This window comes from Pandoraea captiosa, assembly GCF_902459775.1.
Lineage (GTDB): Bacteria > Pseudomonadota > Gammaproteobacteria > Burkholderiales > Burkholderiaceae > Pandoraea > Pandoraea captiosa.
Genome location: NZ_CABPSQ010000004.1, coordinates 165,444 through 186,396, shown reverse-complemented (window position 1 = coordinate 186,396; position 20,953 = coordinate 165,444). Strand labels below are relative to the sequence as shown.

At 61.2% G+C, this 20,953-nt stretch carries 22 protein-coding genes and 1 tRNA gene; all 23 read right to left on the bottom strand.

What is annotated here, in order from left to right:
- Positions 1 to 88 precede the first annotated feature (88 nt).
- The 23 genes from PCA31118_RS14275 to PCA31118_RS14165 all read right to left on the bottom strand — a co-directional run bounded on the left by PCA31118_RS14275 (position 89) and on the right by PCA31118_RS14165 (position 20,952).
- A complete protein-coding gene (locus PCA31118_RS14275) occupies positions 89 to 1,039 on the bottom strand; it encodes a hypothetical protein (RefSeq protein ID WP_150625838.1) in 951 nt (316 codons plus the stop codon).
- Positions 1,040 to 1,241: 202 nt separating this feature from the next.
- Positions 1,242 to 1,697 carry a MaoC family dehydratase gene (locus PCA31118_RS14270; RefSeq protein ID WP_150625837.1) on the bottom strand — a complete coding sequence of 152 codons (456 nt, stop codon included), beginning with the start codon at positions 1,695 to 1,697 and terminating at the stop codon, positions 1,242 to 1,244.
- A 124-nt stretch (positions 1,698 to 1,821) separates the two neighbouring features.
- On the bottom strand, positions 1,822 to 2,307 hold the full coding sequence (locus tag PCA31118_RS14265; protein WP_150625836.1) for a DUF1178 family protein: 486 nt from the start codon (positions 2,305 to 2,307) through the stop codon (positions 1,822 to 1,824).
- A gap of 72 nt (positions 2,308 to 2,379) precedes the next feature.
- Positions 2,380 to 2,973 (bottom strand): NUDIX domain-containing protein, encoded by a 594-nt coding sequence (locus tag PCA31118_RS14260; protein ID WP_150625835.1) that lies wholly within the window; start codon positions 2,971 to 2,973, stop codon positions 2,380 to 2,382.
- A 79-nt stretch (positions 2,974 to 3,052) separates the two neighbouring features.
- On the bottom strand, positions 3,053 to 3,364 hold the full coding sequence (locus PCA31118_RS14255; RefSeq protein ID WP_150625834.1) for a DUF2818 family protein: 312 nt from the start codon (positions 3,362 to 3,364) through the stop codon (positions 3,053 to 3,055).
- Positions 3,365 to 3,418: 54 nt separating this feature from the next.
- On the bottom strand, positions 3,419 to 4,888 hold the full coding sequence (nuoN, locus tag PCA31118_RS14250) for an NADH-quinone oxidoreductase subunit NuoN (RefSeq protein ID WP_150625833.1): 1,470 nt from the start codon (positions 4,886 to 4,888) through the stop codon (positions 3,419 to 3,421).
- A gap of 20 nt (positions 4,889 to 4,908) precedes the next feature.
- Positions 4,909 to 6,390 carry an NADH-quinone oxidoreductase subunit M gene (locus PCA31118_RS14245; protein ID WP_044455304.1) on the bottom strand — a complete coding sequence of 494 codons (1,482 nt, stop codon included), beginning with the start codon at positions 6,388 to 6,390 and terminating at the stop codon, positions 4,909 to 4,911.
- Between the two features lie 18 nt (positions 6,391 to 6,408).
- Positions 6,409 to 8,460 carry an NADH-quinone oxidoreductase subunit L gene (gene nuoL / locus PCA31118_RS14240; protein WP_150625832.1) on the bottom strand — a complete coding sequence of 684 codons (2,052 nt, stop codon included), beginning with the start codon at positions 8,458 to 8,460 and terminating at the stop codon, positions 6,409 to 6,411.
- Positions 8,461 to 8,475: 15 nt separating this feature from the next.
- Positions 8,476 to 8,787, bottom strand: a complete 312-nt coding sequence (gene nuoK / locus PCA31118_RS14235) for an NADH-quinone oxidoreductase subunit NuoK (protein ID WP_023596640.1) — start codon at positions 8,785 to 8,787, stop codon at positions 8,476 to 8,478.
- Positions 8,788 to 8,796: 9 nt separating this feature from the next.
- Positions 8,797 to 9,432 carry an NADH-quinone oxidoreductase subunit J gene (locus tag PCA31118_RS14230; protein WP_150625831.1) on the bottom strand — a complete coding sequence of 212 codons (636 nt, stop codon included), beginning with the start codon at positions 9,430 to 9,432 and terminating at the stop codon, positions 8,797 to 8,799.
- 80 nt (positions 9,433 to 9,512) lie between these two features.
- Entirely contained in the window at positions 9,513 to 10,004 is a 492-nt protein-coding gene (gene nuoI, locus PCA31118_RS14225) for an NADH-quinone oxidoreductase subunit NuoI (RefSeq protein WP_039399235.1), read from the bottom strand.
- 23 nt (positions 10,005 to 10,027) lie between these two features.
- Positions 10,028 to 11,092, bottom strand: coding sequence for an NADH-quinone oxidoreductase subunit NuoH (gene nuoH / locus PCA31118_RS14220; protein WP_044455301.1), 1,065 nt, complete (start codon positions 11,090 to 11,092; stop codon positions 10,028 to 10,030).
- The gene (nuoG, locus tag PCA31118_RS14215) at positions 11,093 to 13,405 is read right to left on the bottom strand and encodes an NADH-quinone oxidoreductase subunit NuoG (RefSeq protein ID WP_150625830.1); all 2,313 of its coding nucleotides are present in this window, start codon (positions 13,403 to 13,405) and stop codon (positions 11,093 to 11,095) included.
- 29 nt (positions 13,406 to 13,434) lie between these two features.
- On the bottom strand, positions 13,435 to 14,727 hold the full coding sequence (gene nuoF / locus PCA31118_RS14210) for an NADH-quinone oxidoreductase subunit NuoF (protein ID WP_044455299.1): 1,293 nt from the start codon (positions 14,725 to 14,727) through the stop codon (positions 13,435 to 13,437).
- Complete coding sequence (gene nuoE / locus PCA31118_RS14205; RefSeq protein ID WP_150625829.1) at positions 14,724 to 15,224, bottom strand: NADH-quinone oxidoreductase subunit NuoE; 501 nt, start codon at positions 15,222 to 15,224, stop codon at positions 14,724 to 14,726. Before nuoE ends, nuoF begins: the two co-directional genes overlap by 4 nt.
- 171 nt (positions 15,225 to 15,395) lie before the next feature.
- On the bottom strand, positions 15,396 to 16,649 hold the full coding sequence (locus PCA31118_RS14200; protein WP_044455297.1) for an NADH-quinone oxidoreductase subunit D: 1,254 nt from the start codon (positions 16,647 to 16,649) through the stop codon (positions 15,396 to 15,398).
- Positions 16,650 to 16,658: 9 nt separating this feature from the next.
- Complete coding sequence (locus tag PCA31118_RS14195; RefSeq protein WP_150625828.1) at positions 16,659 to 17,258, bottom strand: NADH-quinone oxidoreductase subunit C; 600 nt, start codon at positions 17,256 to 17,258, stop codon at positions 16,659 to 16,661.
- 12 nt (positions 17,259 to 17,270) lie between these two features.
- The gene (locus tag PCA31118_RS14190; protein WP_010807413.1) at positions 17,271 to 17,750 is read right to left on the bottom strand and encodes a NuoB/complex I 20 kDa subunit family protein; all 480 of its coding nucleotides are present in this window, start codon (positions 17,748 to 17,750) and stop codon (positions 17,271 to 17,273) included.
- A 48-nt stretch (positions 17,751 to 17,798) separates the two neighbouring features.
- Complete coding sequence (locus PCA31118_RS14185; protein ID WP_039368621.1) at positions 17,799 to 18,158, bottom strand: NADH-quinone oxidoreductase subunit A; 360 nt, start codon at positions 18,156 to 18,158, stop codon at positions 17,799 to 17,801.
- A 130-nt stretch (positions 18,159 to 18,288) separates the two neighbouring features.
- Positions 18,289 to 18,373, bottom strand: a tRNA-Leu gene (locus PCA31118_RS14180).
- Between the two features lie 164 nt (positions 18,374 to 18,537).
- Positions 18,538 to 18,906, bottom strand: coding sequence for a preprotein translocase subunit SecG (secG, locus tag PCA31118_RS14175; RefSeq protein WP_150625827.1), 369 nt, complete (start codon positions 18,904 to 18,906; stop codon positions 18,538 to 18,540).
- Positions 18,907 to 18,998: 92 nt separating this feature from the next.
- The gene (tpiA, locus tag PCA31118_RS14170) at positions 18,999 to 19,766 is read right to left on the bottom strand and encodes a triose-phosphate isomerase (protein ID WP_150625976.1); all 768 of its coding nucleotides are present in this window, start codon (positions 19,764 to 19,766) and stop codon (positions 18,999 to 19,001) included.
- A gap of 181 nt (positions 19,767 to 19,947) precedes the next feature.
- On the bottom strand, positions 19,948 to 20,952 hold the full coding sequence (locus tag PCA31118_RS14165) for an NAD(P)H-quinone oxidoreductase (protein ID WP_150625826.1): 1,005 nt from the start codon (positions 20,950 to 20,952) through the stop codon (positions 19,948 to 19,950).
- Between the last annotated feature and the right edge of the window lies 1 nt (position 20,953).

Here is a 20,953-nt window from a genome sequence, read left to right as displayed (position 1 = left end):
ACTCCTTGCGACTTCAACCTGTTGGCATACGATGCAGCCCCGGACCCAGTTGCGCGATTCGCCGTGCACGTGCACCGTCGGATCTTCGTCAGGCTTGCGTCAATGTCATTTCATCGAGAGATGTGGCGATATTTACGCGCACGCGATGCGTCGTTCCGTACTGATCGCGCAAGATGTAGACACTCCCTTGCATGTTCACGCCGCCCGCATACGGGAGGCCGCCAACGCGCGAGACGAACGCCACCGATGCGCAGCCGTGCCTTGAATAATTGTTGGTCGCCGGCCGATAGTCGCCCATGGACGACTCGTGCGAGTAGACGAAACGTTGCTGCGGGGTTTGCGTGTCAGGTGGCGGCGCATAGCCGCAGAACGCGCCCGTGGAGGAGTTGGGTGACAACCATCGGAACGTGCTGGCCCAACTCTGTGGGGCGACGGTGATCGTGCGGATGCCGTATCGCTTGCCGTTGTCCGTCATACCAAGGTGATAGACGGTGACCTTGATGGTGGATCCAACCTCGAACTTGTCGGGGTTGTCCCATTCCATATGCCATGCGGAAAAACTCGGCATTGGGTACTGCGACGAAACAATCTCGACTTCCCCTTTGCTACCTTCAGTATCCATGGAGTACACATCCCCGCCGGCGTCCAGCGTGATGCGCGCGCCGAATTTCCGCCGAGTACCGGCGAAATCGGCTGTCTGAACGTACTGATGGAACACCTCCTGGACCCTTGCCTTCGTATCGGGCGCCAGCGTTGGGGGTGTCGCCCCTGATGGGTAGAAGTCGTAGGCATTCTTCTGCGTGGATGCCCCCCAGGCAGCAGGCACAGGCACCGAAGAATCGACCACAGGAATCGTCTGCCGACTATCGGCATCGCACAGTCGCAGACTGTCGCGCTCGTCTTTCGTCAGCGTGCTGTCGGCCGCGATGATGATCGTGATCCGCGCCTGGCTCAGACCATTGTTGTAGACAAACTCCGAACCGGACGAAATCTCCAGTGTGAATTCACTGATCGTCATCGCCCGCTTGCTCGCATTCATCTCAATCTCCGTCCGAGACATGTGAGATGAATATTAGGAGCGACGATAACCCGGCGCACCTGTCAACCTTGACAGGCGATGGGCGTATTGCGGGACACAGAGAATTGCGAAAGCGGGAACAGCGGGATTTACACGGACATCGAAACGCGCGAGGCACCTGGCAAAGCGGCGACACCGTGTCGCCGCCTGTCGGCTATGTCGCTCACACCGCCCGCTTCAGATACAACCCGGTGCCCCGGAAACGGCAGACTTCTTCACCGTGCTGATTTGTCGCCGTCCACAGTTGACGCACGATGCCGCGATCCGGACGGCTCTTCGAGGCGCGCACTTCGAGCGTGCTGCTCGTCACGTTGAGGGTGTCGCCGGGACGCACCGGCTTGAGCCATTCGATCTGCTCGACCCCGGGAGACCCCATGCTCGACGAGCGCGACAGCAACTTGTCGACGTTCATGCGCATCATGATGCTGCACGTATGCCATCCACTGGCCACCAGCCCGCCGAAGTGCGACTCGCGCCCGGCGGCTTCGTCGACGTGAAAGGGCTGCGGATCGAACTGCCGCGCGAAGTGCACGATTTCGTCTGCCGTGAACGTGTATTCGCCGAGATCGAAGGTGTCCCCGACAGCGAAGTCTTCAAAGTAGTACTCAAGCGTTGCCATCCCAACCTCCCGGTGTGCGAGTGATCGATGTGCATAGCGCGATCGGCGTCGGCATGCATCAGATGAGCATTATGCATGACGCGACTCGGCCGTCGAGTCCCCAGGGCGGGGCACGCCGCAATCGCTATTGCAGCGTTTCCTTCACGCCATCGGGCAGCGGCAGCGACATGATGTCGATGCCCTCCTCCGCAAGCGCCTCGGCCTCTTCACGCGACGTCGTACCGCGGATATTGCGCTCCGGGGCTTCCTGATAGTGAATCTTGCGAGCCTCTTCGGCGAAGTTACTGCCAACGTCTTCGGTGTTGGCGATGACATGCCGTATCGCCTTCATCCATAGCGTCTGCAACTGACGCTGTGCCTGGGCGACTTCGGGCGATGGCGCATCGGCACGCGCCGGACCGTTGCCTGACGTCGGCGCCGGTGCTTCCGTGCGGGAGGTCGCCCCCGACAGATTCAACCGGGGGGCAGACGGCGTGCGCACGATGGCCGTATCGCCGCACACCGGGCAGCTCACGAGCCCCCGCGCCTGCTGCGAGAGGTAATCGTCCTCCGAGCCGAACCAGCCCTCGAAGGTGTGCTCATGGGCACAACGCAGATCAAAAACCTTCATGATGCAACGTAGATGTCCTCACCCCGGCCAGCGCCGGGGTCGGGGATCGAAAAATGACCGTATGACGGGAAATCAGCGCAACGGCGAACGTTCACCGGGCTGCCAGACTCCCGATAATATCTTCTCCAGCCAAAACGCGCCGATGATCGTCTTAACGTCCGTGATCCGCCCGTCTCGCACCCACTGAATCAGCTCCGTCGCGGGCATCTTGAAGACATCGAGAAATTCCCCCTCGTCCAGACGCTGCTCGCCCTTCGTCAGATCGCGCGCGAGCCAGATATCGATGAACTCCGTCGAATAGGAAATCACCGGGTGAATCCGCGTGAGATAGTCCCACCGCTTGGCCATGTAGCCGGTCTCTTCGAGCAGTTCGCGCTGCCCGCACACCAGTCCGCCCTCCGCCTCGTCGAGCTTGCCGGCCGGCAACTCCGTCATCACGCGCTGAAGCGGATAACGATACTGACGCTCCATGAGCACCTGTCCGTCTTCGAAAAGCGGAATGACCATGACCGCGCCCGGATGCGTCGTGTACTCGCGCACCGCCGTCTTGCCGTCGGGCAGGCGCACACGATCGCGCTTGATGGTCAGGAATGCGCCTTCATAGACCGTATCGCTCTCGATACCCGTCTCGATCAGGTGCAGATCGTCGTTCTGAGGTTGGGTCATAAGCCCTCCACGACTGAAAATTGGCGAACCCAAAATACAAAACGCCGCCCTCGGGGCGGCGTCTTGCGAAGCATCCATCTCACGCGGCAGCCGCCGGTCGATGACGCCACAAATACCGGTAGACAAAGCCCGGAAACGCGAACACGACGAACAGGCTTGCGGTCACGGCATAGAATTCCCAACCCTGCGAGAACACGTTGCCGATGCCCGACTCGATCAGATAGCCCAGCGCCCCCACAACGAAGTACGCCACCACCATCTCGATCAGACGCAGCCACAATGGCTTGACCGCCGTCTTGCGCGGGAGAAAGCCGAACAGCCGCTGGTTCACGAACGGCAGGTTCGCACCCAGCACGGCCAGCAGAATCACCAGCGTTCCTCCTGCCGACATGCCCATCGTTCGACTCCCTCTTCCGTATTTGCGAATTGCGCCAGGCCGGACGAATCAGCTCGCCAGCGTCAGCTTGATCGTACGCAGGCACCAGTCCATCAGCGAGCCCGGCATCAGGCCCAGATAGAGCATGGCCAGACCGTTGAGCGACAGGACGAAGCGCATGGCGCCGCCGCCTTGCAGCGCGTTGGTGTCTTCGGCCTTGTCGAAGTACATCAGCTTCACGACACGCAGGTAGTAGAACGCACCGATCAGCGAAGCGATCACCGCCACCACCGCCAGCCACACCATACCGGCGTTCACCACCGCTTGGAGCACGGCCAGCTTGGCGTAGAACCCTGCGAGCGGCGGAATGCCGGCCAGCGAGAACATCAGCATCAGCATGACGAACGCGAACCACGGGCTACGCTGGTTCAGACCCTTCAGGTCCGAGAGGTTCTCGGCCTCGAAGCCCTGACGCGAGAGCAGCAGCACGATACCGAACGTGCCCAGCGTGGTCAGCAGGTAGATCACGCTGTAGAACAGCGACGAGCCGTAGGCGTCGGCGATACCGTCGATCTTGCCGCCCACCACGCCCGAGAGCATGCCCAGCAGCACGAAGCCCATGTGCGAGATCGTCGAGTAAGCCAGCAGACGCTTAACGTTGGTCTGCACGATGGCCGTCAGGTTACCGATCACCAGCGAGAGCACCGCCAGAATGATCAGCATCTGTTGCCAGTCGATCGCCAGCGGCAGCATGCCTTCGACGAGCAAGCGCAGCAGCAGTGCAAAGGCACCCAGCTTCGGTGCGCCACCGATGAGCAGCGTCACCGGGGTCGGTGCGCCCTGATAGACGTCCGGCACCCACATGTGGAACGGCGCGGCCCCCAGCTTGAACGCCAGACCGGCCACCACGAACACCACGCCGAACACCAGCACGATCTTGTTCACGGCGCCCGAAGCGATCACTTCGAAGACCTTGGCGAGTTCGAGCGAACCGGTCGCACCGTACATCATCGACATACCGTACAGCAGGAAGCCCGAAGCGAGCGCGCCCAGCACGTAGTACTTCATGGCCGACTCGGTCGCGTTCGTCGAGTCACGCCACACCGCAGCCAGGGCGTACAGCGACAGCGACATCAGCTCCAGACCCAGATAGAGCGTCAGGAAGCTGTTGCCGGAGATCATCACCGACAGGCCGAGCAGCGAGAACAGACTGAGGACGTAGAAGTCACCCCGGGCGAGCCCGCGCGCTTCCAGATACTTCTGGCCGTAGATGAACGTGACGAACGTTGCCAGACCACCGAAGGCCTTGAGCAGGTTCGACATCGGGTCGGCGATGAACACGTTACCGAACAGGTAATGCGACGTCGGGTCCCCGGCGTTGCACGCCCACAGAACGGAAACGACAGCGGACGTGATGAGCGCCAGCACGTAGTTGAGCTTGCGCGTCTGGCCGAGGAACGCGTCGCACATCATGATCACGAGGATCATGAGCAGCAGAATGGCCTCCGGCAACGCAGGCAGCAGATTAATGTTTTGCATGATCTAGATGTCCTCCCCGATTACGGCAGCTTGGTCTGCGCCACGTGGGCGAGGAGGTTAACCACGGAGGTGTGCATCAGGTCCGTAAAGGGCTTCGGATAGATACCCATGAACAGCGTGAGCGCTGCGAGCACGGCCAGCATGAAGAACTCACGCTTGTTGATATCGACCAGTTCGCGCACGTGATCGTTGGCGATCGCGCCGAAAATCACACGCTTGTACATCCACAGCGAATACGCAGCACCGGTGATCAGCGAGGTCGCAGCCAGCAGGCCCACCCAGAAGTTCAGCTTCACGGCACCGAGAATCACCAGGAATTCGCCCACGAAACCCGACGTTGCCGGCAGACCGCTGTTGGCCATCGCGAACAGCATGAGGAATGCGGCGAACTTCGGCATCGTGTTCACGACACCACCGTAGTCGGCGATGTTGCGCGAGTGCATGCGGTCATACAGCACCCCGATACACAGGAACATGGCGCCCGAGACGAAACCGTGCGAGATCATCTGCACCATCGCGCCCTGCATGCCGATTTCGCTGAACATGAAGAAGCCGAGGATCGCGAAACCCATGTGAGCAATCGACGAATAGGCCACGAGTTTCTTCATGTCCGTCTGCACCAGTGCCACGAGGCCGATGTACACGATGGCGATCAGCGCGAGCGCGACCATCAGACCCGACAGGTAATGGCTGGCGTCCGGTGCGATCGGCAGCGAGAAGCGCAGGAAGCCATATGCGCCGAGCTTGAGCATGATTGCCGCCAGCACGACCGAGCCGCCCGTCGGCGCTTCCACGTGGGCGTCCGGCAGCCAGGTGTGCACCGGCCACATCGGCACCTTCACGGCGAAGGCCATGAAGAAGGCCACGAACAGCAGTATCTGCACGTTCATCGGCAGCTTCGCGGCGTACCAGTCGGTCAGCGTGAACGAACCCGTCACGTTGTACAGATAGATCAGCGCGATGAGCATCAGCAGCGAGCCGAGCAGCGTGTACAGGAAGAACTTGAACGCTGCGTACACACGGTTCGGTCCGCCCCACACACCGATGATCAGATACATCGGGATCAGCGTGGCTTCGAAGAACACGTAGAACAGCATGCCGTCTTGTGCCGAGAACACGCCGATCATCAGACCCGAGAGGATCAGGAATGCGGCCATGTACTGCGCCACACGCTCCGTGATCACTTCCCAGCCCGCGATCACCACGATCACCGTGATGAGCGCTGTGAGCACGACCAGCCACAGCGATATGCCGTCGATGCCGAGGAAGTAGTTGATGTGGAAGCGTTCGATCCAGCTCGATTTCTCGACGAACTGGAACGCAGAGGCTTTGGCGTCGAAATTCGAGATCAGCGGCAGCGTGACCAGGAAGCTCAGCAGCGAACCGATGAGCGACAGCGCGCGTGCGCCGCCCGGATTGCGGTCGTTACCCACCGCGAGGACGACGATCCCCGAGATGATGGGCAGCCAGATGGCCAGACTCAGAAGCGGTAGCGATTGCATTGTTATTGGCTCCCCCTGTTACTTGCCGTTCAACGTCACAAACAGCGTCAGGAGCCCGAGCATGCCGATGATCATGGCGAACGCGTAGTGATAGATGTAACCGGATTGGACGAAGCGGATGACGCCGGCGAACCAGCCCACCAGACGTGCGCTGCCATTCACAAGCGCGCCGTCGATCAGGCCCTGATCGCCCGCCTTCCACAGGCCGCGACCAATCTTGAGCGCGCCCTTGGCGAAGACCACTTCGTTGATCTTGTCCATGTAGTACTTGTTATCGAGCAGCTTGTAGACACCCGAGAACTTGTTCTTCAGCGCTTCCGGAATATCCGGGCGCTTCAGGTAGAAGAACGCCGCCAGGATGATGCCCAGCGCCGACAGCGCGATCGGCAGCGTGCCGAACGAATGCAGCGCCATCGCCACCCAGCCGTGGAACTCGTGACCGAGCTCTTCCATCGCCGGATGATTCTCGCCAATGAAGATCACGTCCTTGAACGCCACGCCCTGCTTGAAGAACTCGCCGAAGAGCATCGGGGCAATCGCAATGGCGCCGATGATGACCGACGGAATCGCCAGCAGAATCAGCGGAATCGTGACGACAGCCGGCGACTCGTGCGGCTTCTGGCCCGGGGCCAGACCGTGGTGCTCGTCGTGCGAATCCTCTTCTTCCTCGTGGTGCGCATCGTGATGATCATGCGCATGCGCCTGACCGAAACGTTCCTTGCCGTGGAAGACCAGGAAGTACATGCGGAACGAGTAGAACGCCGTGACGAACACGCTGGCGACGACGGCGAAGTAGGCAAAGCCCGAACCCGGCAGATGCGAGGCAGCCACCGCTTCGATGATCGAGTCCTTCGAATAGAAACCCGAGAAGAACGGCGTGCCGATCAGAGCCAGCGAGCCGAGCAGCGACGTGATCCACGTGATCGGCATGTACTTCCACAGGCCGCCCATGTTGCGCATGTCCTGATCGTGATGCATGCCGATGATGACCGAGCCCGCACCGAGGAACAACAGCGCCTTGAAGAACGCGTGCGTCATCAGGTGGAAGATGGCGACCGGGTAGGCCGACACGCCGAGCGCGACCGTCATGTAACCGAGCTGCGAAAGCGTCGAATAGGCCACGACACGCTTGATGTCGTTCTGGATCATGCCCAGGAAGCCCATGAACAACGCCGTGATCGCACCGATGATCGTGATGAACGACAGCGCAGTGTCCGACAGTTCGAACAGCGGCGACATACGGCTCACCATGAAGATACCGGCCGTCACCATCGTTGCCGCGTGAATCAGCGCCGAGATCGGGGTCGGGCCTTCCATCGAGTCCGGCAGCCAGACGTGCAGCGGGAACTGCGCCGACTTACCCATTGCGCCAATGAACAGGCAGATACAGGCCACGGTGATCAGGCGCCAGTCGGTGCCCGGGAACGACAGGGCCGCGACATCGTTGGCCTTGGCGAACACTTCGCCGTAGTTCAGCGTGCCGGTGAACGCCAGCAGCAGGCCGATACCGAGCAGGAAGCCGAAGTCACCGACACGGTTGACCAGGAACGCCTTCATGTTGGCGTAGATCGCGGTCGGACGCGTGTACCAGAAACCGATCAGCAGGTACGAGACCAGCCCCACCGCTTCCCAGCCGAAGAACAGTTGCAGGAAGTTGTTGCTCATCACGAGCATCAACATCGAGAACGTGAACAGCGAGATGTACGAGAAGAAGCGCTGGTAGCCAGGATCTTCCGCCATGTAGCCGATGGTGTAGATATGCACCATCAGCGAGACGGAGGTGACCACGCACATCATCGTGACGGTGAGCGTGTCGACGAGGAAACCGATCTCGAGCTTGAGCTCGCCGATGCGCGCCCATTCGTAGACCGTGGCGTTGAAGCTCGCCCCGTTCAACACGTCGATAAAGGTCATGACCGACAGGACAAACGCGACCAGCACGCCGAGGATCGTGACCGTGTGGGCGCCCGCGCGTCCGACTTGCTTGCCGAACAGGCCGGCAATCATGGAGCCGACGAGCGGCGCCAGCGGAATCGCGAGCAGCAGGTTGGGATTCAATGTGGATGCCATAACAGCGTTCGCTTTTTAACCCTTGAGGCGGTCGAGATCTTCGACGTTGACCGTTTCGAGCTTACGGAACAGCGTGACCAGAATGGCCAGACCGATCGCAGCTTCTGCGGCGGCCACCGTAAGAATGAAGAACACGAATACCTGGCCGGCGATGTCGCCCAGGTAATGTGAGAACGCGACGAAGTTCAGATTGACCGCGAGCAACATCAGCTCGATGGCCATGAGCAGCACAATCACGTTTCTGCGGTTGAGGAAGATACCGGTAATGCTGATCGCGAACAGAATCGCGCCCAACACCAGGTAATGCGCTAGCGACAACGACATCATGCTGTCTCCTTATTCCGCCGCCGGCTTGTCAGTGCCGGTGGATTGCTGCCGGGCTTCGGCGGGCATCGACACCAGACGCACGCGGTCACGCTTCTTCACGCGCACCTGCTGGCTCGGGTCGGTCTGTTTGTGGTCCTTACGGGTACGCATCGTGAGCGCAACGGCTGCCACGACAGCTACCAGCAGGATCAGACCTGCCACTTCGAAGGCGAAGATGTAATCGGTGTAGAGCGCAATGCCGAGGGCCTTGGTGTTCGGCACGTCCGGCGCCGACACGGCCTTGACCGGGGCACGCGTGGCGCCGTAGCCGCGCATCAGCACGAGCGCCGCTTCGACGATCATGATCGCGCCGACCGTACTCGCCAGCGGAATGAACTTGCCGAAGCCACGACGCAGTTCGTCGAGATTGATGTCGATCATCATCACCACGAACAGGAACAGCACCATCACCGCGCCGACGTAGACGAGCACCAGCATGATTGCCAGAAACTCGGCTTCGAGCAGCATCCAGATCGCCGCAGCATTGAAGAACGCCAGCACCAGGAACAGTGCCGACTGTACGGGGTTGCGCGAGGTCACGACCTTGAGGCCGGAGATCACGAGGATCAGCGCAAACACGTAAAAAAGAAAAGTTGTGAATTCCATAATCACCGGGTGTGCCGAGAATTAGCCAACGTCTGTTGCCGTACCGGGCGCGCTACCCATGCACCGCGCCCTGCCCTGCTTTAACGGTACGGCGCATCGGCCGCCTTGGCCGCCGCGATTTCGTTTTCGTAACGATCGCCCACCGCGAGCAACATCTCCTTGGTGAAGTACAGATCGCCGCGCTTCTCGCCGTGATACTCGAGAATGTGCGTCTCGACGATCGAGTCCACCGGGCAGCTTTCTTCGCAGAAGCCGCAGAAAATGCATTTCGTCAGATCGATGTCGTAACGCGTGGTACGACGCGTGTTGTCTTCACGCACGTCCGATTCGATCGTGATGGCCATTGCCGGGCACACGGCTTCGCACAACTTGCAGGCGATGCAACGCTCTTCGCCGTTGGGATAACGACGCAGCGCATGCAGACCGCGAAAACGCGGCGACAGCGGCGTCTTCTCTTCCGGAAACTGCACCGTCACCTTACGTGCGAACGTGTAGCGCCCCGTGAGCGCCATGCCCTTGAGCAGTTCCAACAACAGGAAACTGCCGAAAAAGTCCTTGATTGCCCTTACCATGGGATTCCTCTACTCCGTTCGCCTCAGCCCCAGATGTTCCAGGGCGACATGATCCAGCCCCCAACCACGATCACCCAGAGGATCGTCAACGGCAGGAACACCTTCCAGCCCAGACGCATGATCTGGTCGTAGCGGTAGCGCGGGAACGTCGCACGCACCCAGATGAACACCGACAGCAGCAGGAACACCTTGAACGCCAGCCAGAACACGCCCGGGATGAACGACAGGAAGCCGAACGGCGCACTCCAGCCACCCAGGAACAGCACCGACGCCAGCGCCGAGATGATGATCATGTTGATGTACTCGGCCAGGAAGAACAGGGCGAAGCCCATGCCCGAGTATTCGATCATGTGACCGGCCACGATTTCCGACTCGCCTTCCACCACGTCGAACGGGTGGCGGTTCGTCTCGGCAATGCCCGAGATAAAGTAGACGACGAACATCGGCAGCAGCGGCAGCCAGTTCCACGACAGCAGGTTCAGGCCCATGCCGGCGAACATGCCGTGCTCTTGCGAGCGGACGATGTCCGACAGGTTGAGCGAACCGGCCGTCATCAGCACCGTGACCAGCGCAAAGCCCATTGCGATTTCATACGAAATCATCTGGGCCGATGCGCGCATCGCGCCGAGGAACGCGTACTTCGAGTTCGACGCCCAGCCGGCGAGAATCACGCCGTAGACGCCGATCGACGAAATGGCGATGGCATAAAGCAGACCGGCGTTCACGTCGGCCAGCACGGCGCCCGGCTGGAACGGGATCACCGCCCAGATGGCGAACGCGGGCAGCACGGCCATCACTGGCGCGATGGCGTAAATGCCCTTGCTGACCTGCGACGGCGTAATCACTTCCTTGAGCAGAAGCTTCAACACGTCGGCGATCGGCTGGAGCAAACCGGCCGGGCCCACGCGGTTCGGACCGAGACGCACGTGCATCCAGCCGATGAGCTTGCGCTCCCACAGAATCAGATACGCCACGCACAGCAGCAGAATCACGGCGACGACGAGAATGCGGACCAGCGCCCACACCGTCGGCCAGGCAACGCCCAGCAATTGCGTGCCGTATTGATTGATGACTTCGTTCAGGCTCATTTACGCCTTCTCCACCGAAATTTCACCGAACATCGCGCCAAGCGCGGCGGACGCCGGCGTGGCTGCCGGTACGCGCACCACATTGGCGGGCAGCGTTTCCGAGCGAGCGGCCGGCAGCGTAACCACGGCGTCGCCCTGGCGCACGCGAACCGCGTCGCCCTTGGCGAGACCCAGGCTGTCGAACAGCGCCGCCGGCAGCGTGGCGCGCAGCGCAGCCTTGGCATCGTTGGTCAGTTGCAGCGACGGTGCGCGGCGCACGAGCGCGTCGGCCGCGTAGATCGGCACATCGGCCAGACGCTCCAGACCTTGGGCCGGTGCCTTCGGTGCCGCCAGTGCAGCCTTCGCGCGGTTGTCGAGCGACGCCGCCGAGAAACCGGCCAGCGCTTCGTCGCGCACTTGTTCGGCCGTGTCCTGTTCGAAGCCTTGCAGCTTGAGCAGGTTGCCCAGCACGCGCAGCACCTTCCAGCCCGGACGCGTCTCACCCAGCGCACGCACCACACCGTTGAAGTGTTGCGGCAGACCTTCGGCGTTGATGAACGTACCCGCCGTTTCCGTGAACGGGGCGATCGGCAGCAGCACGTCGGCGTATTCGAGACCGTGCTTGAACGGCGAGAGCGAAACGACCATCTTCGCGGCACCCAATGCCGCGAGGGCTTGCTTGGCATCGGCCGAATCGAATTCCGGCTCGGCGTTCAGCAGCAGATAAGCCTGACGCGGCTGCGCGAACAGCGCGGCAGCGCCCTTGGCATTCGTCGCCTTGACCGCATAGCCGCCAACCGTGTTGGCGCCTTCGGTCAGGAAGCCAAGCTTGGCGCCCGTCGTGTCGGCGATCACTTGCGCGATGGCATGCAGTTGCGCGAATTGCGGATGCTGAACCGCGGCATTGCCCAACAGAATCGCACGACGCTCGCCGCTGATCAGCGAAGCGGCGATGGCCTTGGCGGCCTCGCTGGCAGTCACACCAGCCAGCTCCGCAGGCGCGGAAACGCCCTTGGCAGCAGCGGCAGCCACGGCGATACCGGCCAGCTCGCTCACCCACGCGCTCGGTGCGGCAATGATCTTGTTGGCGAGCTTCACCAGCAGATCGTCGTCCGAGCCATGCAGCAGGTTCAGTTGGCCACCGGCCTTGACGGCCGAGCGCAGACGCGAGGCGAACAGCGGATGATCCTTGCGCAGGAACGAACCGACGACCAGCGCGCTTTGCAGCGTGTCCAGTTCGGCGATCGGCAGGCCGAGCCACGGCGCCCCCTGCGTGCCGCCCGACACGTCGGTCTGACGCAGACGGAAGTCGATGTTGTCGCTGCCGAGTGCACGCACGAACTTTTGCAGCAGGTGCAGTTCCTCGACGGTCGCATGCGGCGACGCCAGCGCGGCGAGCCCGTCGGCGCCAAAGTCGCGGATGATGTCCGTCAGGCCATGACCGACATACTCGAGCGCCGTCTGCCAGTCGACTTCGTGCCATTCACCGCCCTGCTTGAGCATCGGCTTGGTGAGGCGCTCGTCGCTGTTCAGACCTTCGTACGAGAAGCGATCCTTGTCCGAGATCCAGCATTCGTTGATCGCTTCGTTCTCGAGCGGCACAACGCGCATGACCTTGTTGTTCTTCACTTGCACCACGAGGTTCGCACCCACGCCGTCGTGAGGGCTCACCGACTTGCGGCGCGACAGTTCCCACGTACGGGCGCTGTAGCGGAACGGCTTCGAGGTCAGTGCACCGACCGGGCACAGGTCGATCATGTTGCCCGAGAGTTCGGAGTCGACCGTCTTGCCGACGAACGACGTGATTTCCGAGTGCTCGCCACGACCCAGCATGCCGAATTCCATGACGCCGGCCACTTCCTGGCCGAAGCGCACGCAGCGGGTGCAGTGGATGCAGCGCGACATCTCTTCCATCGAGATGAGCGGGCCCACGTTCTTGTGGAACACCACGCGCTTCTCTTCCTGATAGCGCGATGCCGACTTGCCGTAACCCACCGCCAGATCCTGCAGTTGGCACTCACCGCCCTGATCGCAGATCGGGCAATCGAGCGGGTGGTTGATCAGCAGGAACTCCATGACCGATTGCTGTGCCTTCACAGCCTTCTCGGAGTTCGTGCGCACGATCATGCCGTTGGCCACAGGCGTCGCACATGCCGGCACTGCCTTCGGGGCCTTCTCGACCTCGACCAGGCACATGCGGCAGTTCGCAGCGATGGACAACTTCTTGTGGTAACAGAAGTGGGGAATATAGGTGCCGTTCTTCTTGGCAGCCTGGATCACCATGCTGCCTTCGGGCACCTCGACCTTTTGGCCGTCAATTTCGATTTCAACCATAGCGGTTCAATGCCAAGCGTCAAAAGGGATTAGTGAGCGCCGACCAAGCAATGCTTGTGCTCGACGTGGTAGGCGAACTCGTCCCAGAAGTGTTTGAGCATGCCGCGCACCGGCATCGCTGCGGCGTCGCCCAGCGCGCAAATGGTACGGCCCATGATGTTCTCGGCCACCGAGTTGAGCAGGTCCAGATCTTCCTTGCGGCCTTCACCATGCTCGATACGATTGACCACGCGCCACAGCCAGCCGGTACCTTCACGGCAAGGCGTGCACTGACCGCACGATTCTTCGTAGTAGAAGTAGGACAGGCGCAGCAGCGACTTCACCATGCAGCGCGTCTCGTCCATGACGATCACGGCGCCCGAACCCAGCATCGAACCCGCCTTCGCGATGCTGTCGTAGTCCATCGTGGTTTCCATCATCAGCCCGGCCGGCACCACCGGTGCCGACGACCCGCCAGGAATCACCGCCTTCAACTTCTTGCCGCCGCGCATGCCGCCGGCCAGTTCGAGCAATTCGGAGAACGGCGTGCCCAGCGGCACTTCGTAGTTACCCGGCAGCTCGACGTCGCCCGACACCGAGAAGATCTTGGTGCCGCCGTTGTTTGGCTTGCCCAGTTCCAGATACTGCTGCGGGCCGGTGGCCAGCAGGAACGGAACCGCAGCGAACGTTTCGGTGTTGTTGATGGTCGTGGGCTTGCCGTACAGACCGAAGCTCGCCGGGAAAGGCGGCTTGAAACGCGGCTGTCCCTTCTTGCCTTCGAGCGACTCGAGCAACGCCGTTTCTTCGCCGCAGATGTACGCGCCATAGCCATGGTGTGCGTGCAACTGGAACGAGAAGTCCGTGCCGAGAATGTTGTCGCCCAGATAACCGGCTGCGCGCGCTTCTTCCAGAGCCTCTTCGAAGCGTTCGTACACTTCGTAGATTTCACCGTGGATGTAGTTGTAGCCCACCGTAATGCCCATGGCATAACCACCGATGGCCATCCCTTCGATCAGCGCGTGCGGGTTGTAGCGCAGGATGTCGCGATCCTTGAACGTACCGGGTTCGCCTTCGTCCGAGTTACAGACGAGGTACTTCTGCCCCGGGAACGCGCGCGGCATGAAGCTCCACTTCAGGCCGGTCGGGAAGCCTGCGCCTCCACGACCGCGCAGGCCCGACGCCTTGACGTCGGCAATGACCTGCTCCGGCGTGATGCCTTCCTTCAGAATACGGGCGAGCTGCTGGTAACCACCGCGCTTGACGTAATCTTCCAGATGCCAGTTCTCGCCGTTCAGATCGGCAAGAATCAAGGGCTTGATGTGACGGTTGTGCAGCGACGTCATGCTTTCTCTCCTGCAGCGCCCTTGGCCTTGAGCTCATCGATGAGCGCGTCGACCTTTTCTTCGTTCATGAAGCCGCACATGCGATGGTTGTTCACCAGCATGACGGGGGCATCGCCGCAAGCGCCCATGCACTCGCCTTCCTTGACCGTGAAGAGGCCGTCGGGCGTGATATCGCCATACTCGACGCCCAGCTTCTCCTTCAGGTACTTGGCCATCTCTTCGCCACGCGTGAGCTGGCAAGGCAGGTTCGTGCACACGGTCAACTTGAACTTGCCCACCGGGCTCGTGTTGAACATGGTGTAGAAGGTTGCGACCTCTTGCACCGCGACGGCGGGCATTTCGAGGTAGTCCGCCACGAATTGCATCACTTCGGGCGACAACCAGCCTTTTTCGACCTGCGCAACGGCAAGCGCGTGCATCACCGCCGACTGCTTCTGCTCGGCAGGGTATTTGGCAACGGCACGGTCGATTTTCTTCAGGGCTTCGGGAGAAAGCATTTCCGATCCGACTGTTTTCTAAAACGTTATCCCCGCTCGTGCCAGCGCGGGCGCGCCGATGTTGTCGACTGCCCACGCACTACTGGCACGGCTACTGGAAACGGCAATGGTATCGACCTGCGAAACCCTGCCGAATAAAACTCGCGGGCGCCTGAGGCGCCCGCTGCGCATTTAGCGATCGATCTCGCCGAACACGATGTCCTGGGTTCCGATGATCGCGACAGCGTCTGCAATCATGTGACCCTTCGCCATCTCGTCGAGCGCGGAAAGGTGGGCAAAGCCCGGCGCACGAATCTTGAGGCGGTACGGCTTGTTCGCGCCGTCCGACACCAGGTAGATGCCGAACTCGCCCTTCGGGTGCTCGACTGCGGCGTACGTCTCGCCCGCGGGCACGTGGAAGCCTTCCGTGAAGAGCTTGAAGTGGTGAATCAGCTCTTCCATGTTCGACTTCATCTCGACGCGCGAGGGCGGTGCTACCTTGTGGTTGTCGGTGATCACCGGACCCGGGTTCGCACGCAGCCACTTCACGCACTGGCGGATCAGGCTGGCCGACTGGCGCATTTCTTCCACGCGCACCAGATAACGGTCGTAGCAATCGCCTTCCTTGCCCACCGGAATCTCGAAATCCAGGCGGTCGTACACTTCGTACGGCTGCTTCTTGCGCAAGTCCCAGGCAATGCCCGAACCGCGCAGCATCGCGCCGGAGAAGCCGAGTTGCATGGCGCGCTCGGGCGACACCACACCGATACCGACCAGACGCTGCTTCCAGATACGGTTGTCGGTGAGCAGCGTTTCGTACTCGTCGACACACTTCGGGAAACGAATGGCGAAGTCTTCGATGAAGTCGAGCAACGAGCCTTCCCGTGCTTCGTTCATCTTCTTGATGGCGCGCTCGTTGTGAATCTTCGACGCACGATATTTCGGCATCGTGTCCGGCAGATCGCGATACACGCCGCCCGGACGGTAGTAAGCCGCGTGCATACGGGCACCCGAGACGGCTTCGTACACGTCGAACAGATCTTCGCGCTCACGGAAGGCGTACAGGAACACCGCCATCGCGCCCACGTCGAGCGCGTGCGAGCCGATCCACATCAGATGGTTCAGCACGCGCGTGATCTCGTCGAACATCACACGGATGTATTGTGCGCGAATCGGCACGTCCACGCCGAGCAGCTTTTCGATCGCCATGACGTATGCGTGCTCATTGCACATCATCGACACATAATCGAGACGATCCATGTACGGCACGGACTGAAGGAACGTCTTCGATTCGGCGAGTTTTTCGGTCGCGCGGTGCAACAGGCCGATATGCGGATCGGCGCGCTGGATCACTTCGCCGTCCAGTTCGAGCACCAGACGCAGCACGCCGTGTGCTGCCGGGTGCTGCGGACCGAAGTTCAGGGTGTAATTCTTGATGTCTGCCACAAGGCCACCTTAATGTTTCAGACCGGCGTAATGCTCTTCGCGGATGATGCGCGGCGTGATTTCGCGCGGCTCGATCGTCACCGGCTGGTAGATCACTCGCTTCTGCTCCGGGTCGTAACGCATCTCGACATAGCCCGACGTCGGGAAGTCCTTGCGGAACGGGTGACCGATGAAACCGTAGTCCGTGAGAATACGGCGCAGGTCCGGGTGACCTTCAAACACGATACCGACCAGATCGAATGCTTCGCGCTCGAACCAGTTCGCCGAACTCCACACATCGATCAGCGATGCCACGACCGGCAGATCGTCTTCCGGTGCGAACACGCGCACGCGCAGGCGCCAGTTGTGGGTAAGCGAGAGCAGATGCGAGACGGCGGCGTAGCGCGGACCGTCGTAGGCGCCATCGCCATATGCCGAATAGTCGAGCCCGGCAACGTCCATCAACTGCTCGAACTTCAGCTCGGGATGATCGCGCAGGGTGCGCGCCACTTCGAGATAGTCGCTAGCCTTGACAGTGAGCGTGAGCTCGTCGAGGGCTTCCACCAACTGCTCGGCACGGGTGCCAAGCACGTTTTGCAGGGTGGTCTTGAGTTGTTCTAGTTTAGACATGGGCGGTAGCGGTTATTTACGCGCGATCGTCGCAGTCCGCTTGATCTTCGACTGCAACTGGATGATGCCGTAGACCAGCGCCTCGGCCGTCGGCGGACAGCCCGGCACGTAGACGTCGACCGGCACGATGCGATCGCAACCGCGCACCACCGAGTAGGAATAGTGATAGTAGCCGCCGCCGTTGGCGCACGACCCCATGGAGATCACCCAGCGCGGTTCGGCCATCTGGTCGTACACCTTGCGCAGCGCCGGCGCCATCTTGTTGCACAGCGTTCCGGCCACGATCATCACGTCCGACTGACGCGGGCTCGGGCGAAACACCACGCCAAACCGGTCCAGATCGTAGCGCGCCGCGCCGGCGTGCATCATTTCGACGGCACAGCAGGCGAGACCGAACGTCATCGGCCACAGCGAACCCGTGCGCGTCCAGTTGATGAGTTTGTCAGCCGTGGTGGTGACGAACCCTTCGCGCAAAACCCCTTCGATGCTCATATGCTTACCCTGAATCCTTCTGCAATGCTGCCAATTACGTTGACGGTCTTATTCCCAGTCGAGCGCACCGCGCTTCCAGAGGAAAACGAAACCGACGAGCAGTTCAAGCAGGAAACCCATCATGGAGATAAAGCCCACCCAGCCGATATCGCGCAGGGCGACGCCCCACGGAAACAGAAATGCGGTTTCGAGATCGAACAGGATGAAAAGGATGGCGACGAGATAGTAGCGCACATCAAACTTCATGCGCGCGTCTTCGAAAGCCTCGAAGCCGCACTCGTACGGAGAGAGTTTTTCGCTGTCGGGATTATTGGGGCCGAGGAATTTACCGACGCCAATCAGGACCGCCCCAAGACCGCCACCTACCAAGAGAAACAGCAGGACGGGATAATAGGTTCCGAGGTTCAACTCTACCCTCTTTCGGTTAGTTCAAAGAACCGCTCTCGTCGATGGTGTGGGGACCGGAAAGCGGATGAACGGTGAGCACAAAATAAAATGCCAGCCAAAGCATAAACGCAAGGCTGGCATCGTAGAACTGTGGTGCCGACGGCGAGACTCGAACTCGCACAGCTTTCGCCACTACCCCCTCAAGATAGCGTGTCTACCAATTTCACCACGTCGGCATTCATAGTCTGCAATCCGCTGTCACTTACGAATCGCTTCAAGACCGCTATAGTAGCGCTCTTCAGCATTTTGTTCAATGCACAACTCGAATTTTTTTCAACTTTCTTTACAACGTATTACTTGTCACAGACGTGTGCCGCATGACTTCCGCGATACTTCCGCGTTACTTCGGCACGTCCTGCGGATTCGCTGCCGACGCCGGCACCGCAGCACTGGCAGCAGCAGGTGCAGACCCCGCAACAGGCGCGGTTGCCGCAGGCAAATTACCAAGGACACCGATGTTTGACGCCGGCTTGTACGAACCAAGGTAAGTCAGGCCCAGCGTGGTCACGAAGAACACTGCAGCCAGTGCAGCCGTGGTGCGCGAGAGGAAGTTGGCGGACCCCGAAGCGCCGAAAAGACTCCCCGACGAACCGCTGCCGAATGCCGCGCCCATGTCGGCGCCCTTGCCATGCTGCAACAACACCAGACCGATGATGCCCAGCGCGGAAAGCACCTGCACCACGATCAACAACGTTTTCAACAACCCCATCTCATCACCCGTATAGAAGAATCCAATTTGCAGCGAATTTGATGCACTGCGTCATGACTTATTTCACGCCGTTACAGCGAACGGCGTTGGCGTCATCGCGACAGACCCGCCTCGCAAATCGCCAGAAAATCAACCGCCTTCAATGCCGCCCCGCCGATCAGACCACCGTCGACGTCCGCCATCGAGAACAATTCCGCCGCGTTGTCAGGCTTCACACTGCCGCCGTACAACACCGCCACATCCGCCACCGCCTCACCCTTCGCACGCAGCAGCGAGCGCAGATGGGCGTGCACTTCCTGCGCCTGGGTCGACGTTGCCGTCTTGCCCGTGCCGATCGCCCAAACAGGCTCGTAAGCCACGACGATCTGCGCAGCCTGCTCGACCGTCAGCACGGCGAGGACCGCATCGAGCTGACGCGAAACCACTGCCACCGTCTCGCCCGCCTCACGTTCGGCCAGCGTTTCCCCGATACACACGATCGGCGTCATGCCGGCTTCGAGCACGCGCAGCGTCTTGGCCGCCACGCCCGCATCGGTCTCCGCGTGATAAGCGCGACGCTCCGAGTGCCCCACGATGACGAATCGCGCACCGAACTCCGCAATCATCTGCGCGGCGACTTCACCGGTGAACGCGCCATTCACTTGCGCCGAGACGTCTTGCGCGCCGTAGCCCAGCACCTGCCCCGAGAGGCGGGTCTGACATTGCGCGAGATAGGGGAACGGCACACAAACGGCCGCAGTCACGCCCGGCGCGCTCAGCACGGGCGACGCCAGCAGGTCGCCCAGCAGCGCCTCATTGCCGGCCAGACTGCCATGCAGTTTCCAATTGCCCACGACGAGCTTGCCAGCCTTGCGGCTGATGGTGCGAGCCGAAGCTGCGGTACCAGTTGTCACGCCTTATCCCCCAATGCGTATGGACGAAAAACCTCTCATTCTAGTGCGTCCGGGGCATGGGGGTCAATTTCGGCGACTTTGTGCCGAGCAAAACCGCATGAAATGGGGTTTTCGCGCGGTATTGCCCGGCAAATCCCGCAATACGCGCTTACCAGGTCAGCACGATCTTGCCGACGTGCGTGCTCGTTTCCATCAACGCGTGGGCCTTGTCGGCCTGCTCGGCAGGGAATGTCTGATAAATCACCGGACGAATCTTGCCTGCGGCAAACAACGGCCAGACCTTGTCATGCAGGTTCTGCGCGATCGCCGCCTTGAATGCCACCGAGCGCGGACGCAGCGTCGAGCCCGTGACCGTCAGGCGGCGGCGCAGAAGCGCGCCCATGTCGAGCGTTGCCTTGCTGCCACCGAGCAGCGCGATGATCGCAATGCGCCCGTCGAACGCGAGCGCCTGCACTTCACGGGGCAGATAGTCGCCGCCCACCATGTCGAGCACGACATCCACACCGCGATCCTTCGTGAGTTCCTTCGTCACAGCGACGAAGTCTTCGGTCCGATAATTGATGCCGCGCTCAGCACCCAGCGCCTCGCAAGCGCGCGCCTTGTCTTCCGAACCGGCCGTTGCGAACACCCGATGCCCCAGCGCCGTGGCCAGTTGAATGGCCGTCACGCCGATACCGCTCGTGCCGCCCTGCACCAGCAGGGTTTCCTTCTCGCCCGACTCGGTCTCACCCAGACGGGCACGATCGAACACGTTGCTCCAGACCGTGAAGAAGGTTTCGGGCAGCGACGCCGCTTCGACATCCGAGAGCCCTTGCGGCACCGGCAGCACTTGTGCGAGCGGCGCGGTGCAATACTCTGCGTAGCCGCCACCCTGCACGAGCGCGCACACGCGCGAACCGATCTTCAGGCCCCAGCGATTGTCGGCACCGTCGAGCGCCCCCTCAACGATCTCCCCCGCCACTTCGAGCCCCGGCAGATCCGAGGCGCCCGGCGGCACGGGATACTGCCCGATGCGCTGAAGGACGTCGGGGCGATTCACGCCCGACGCACTTACCTTGATGAGCACTTCGCCCGGCTTGAGTTCGGGACGCGGCCGCTCGGTGAGTTTGAGCACTTCAGGAGCGCCGTACTGGGTAATTTCGATGGCCTTCATC